The sequence below is a fragment of the Treponema sp. genome (genome assembly GCF_045657965.1).
Lineage (GTDB): Bacteria > Spirochaetota > Spirochaetia > Treponematales > Treponemataceae > Treponema_D.
In genome coordinates this window covers 1-1,369 of the sequence record NZ_JAZOUG010000156.1, presented here as the reverse complement: position 1 = coordinate 1,369, position 1,369 = coordinate 1, and the positions used below count along the sequence as shown (strand labels likewise).

Below are 1,369 nucleotides of genomic sequence, written 5' to 3'. Positions count from 1 at the left end.
AAAAGCTTACAATGCAGAGATGAAGCCTTCAAGTCCTGTTACCACCGCAGCAGATTTCCTTGCAAATGCTGACTGCTTAAAGTTTATGAGCCGTAAGCTCACAGAATTTAAAGACTATTTCAAGAAAATGTCAAAGCTGTTTAATATCGCACAGCGTGCAACTTTCGTACCTGAAGAGCGTATCAAGCTTCAGATCTTAGGCTATGCAGAACAGGCTTTCAACAGCGTTGCACAGTCCGGCACTTTCCACGAAATATTTACCTCACTTCCCGGATATGAGACAGTACCTTACTGGCAGGGCTCAGGCTTACAGGATGCAACAAGTACAGCGCTTGCATTTGACCAGCTGTCAAAGATCAGTGTAACTGATGAAAACAATGTTACAACTACCGCTGACGGTATTGTTGCACTTATGGCTGACAAGTGGGCTTGCTTGCATGGCTTAAAGTATCCTCGTAGAATTGCCACAAAGTACCATGAGCCCGAAGACGTACTTCAGACTTTTGTGCAGACTGTTGAAAACAGGGCAGTTATACCCACACAGAATGCTGTTGTATTTATTCTTTCGACAGAGCCTTCCGTTACCGTATCACCTAATCAGCTTACACTGAAGGTTGGCGGGACTGCTGATCTTAGCGCTGTTACATATCCCGCAGCAGAGACTGTTACCTGGAGCGCTTCAGACTCAGGCTCATACGCAAGTGTAAATGCAAGCACCGGTAAAGTAACAGCTGTTGCTGAAGGTGAAGCAACGATCACTGCAACAATCACTGTTGGCGGCATATCTTATACAGATACATGTGCAGTCACAGTTGAAGCTGCAGCTGAAGCCTGATGTTTTGGTGATGGTTACCCCATAGAATGCATGTGAACTCCGGAAAAGGGGCTGAGGTTAACGCCTCAGCCTTTTTTCTTACAAGAGGTGACAATATGAATATACTTGAAGATTTAAAAAGACTTAGAAAAGTACCCTTTACAAAGACAGCTTTGCAAAGTTATATAATCGAAATAATGGAAAACTTCTTTTATTCCATGTTTGATTATACAGACTTTCCTGAAAGTATGCCGAAAGAATATGCTGAAAGATATCTGATCTGGTACGGCGCAGCTGCTGCCGGTGAAGTACCGGAGAGCTACAACAAAGGACTTTACAAAGGAGCAAAGGTGTTTTTACACGCAGCAGCATCTGAAGACCCTGACATATACGGTATCGGCAGCAAATGCATTGTTACCGGTTGCAATGGTTATTGTGAAGTAAAAGAGTTTGACGAAATTGCTTTCGGGTGGAATAACTCAGCACATACAAACTTATCACAGTTTATAGCGTTATCTTCCGAAGCAATAGCAAATACTTTGGTGACTGTCAGAT

General features: G+C 43.2%; 2 protein-coding genes. Both read left to right on the top strand.

The annotated features are described in order from the left end of the window. Nucleotides 1-835 (top strand): Ig-like domain-containing protein (locus ACKI5B_RS05655; RefSeq protein ID WP_407426686.1); only part of this gene is annotated, 835 nt, incomplete at its 5' end. Nucleotides 836-930: 95 nt separating this feature from the next. Beyond that, the coding region (locus ACKI5B_RS05650; protein WP_407426684.1) for a hypothetical protein at nucleotides 931-1,369 on the top strand (439 nt) is incomplete at its 3' end.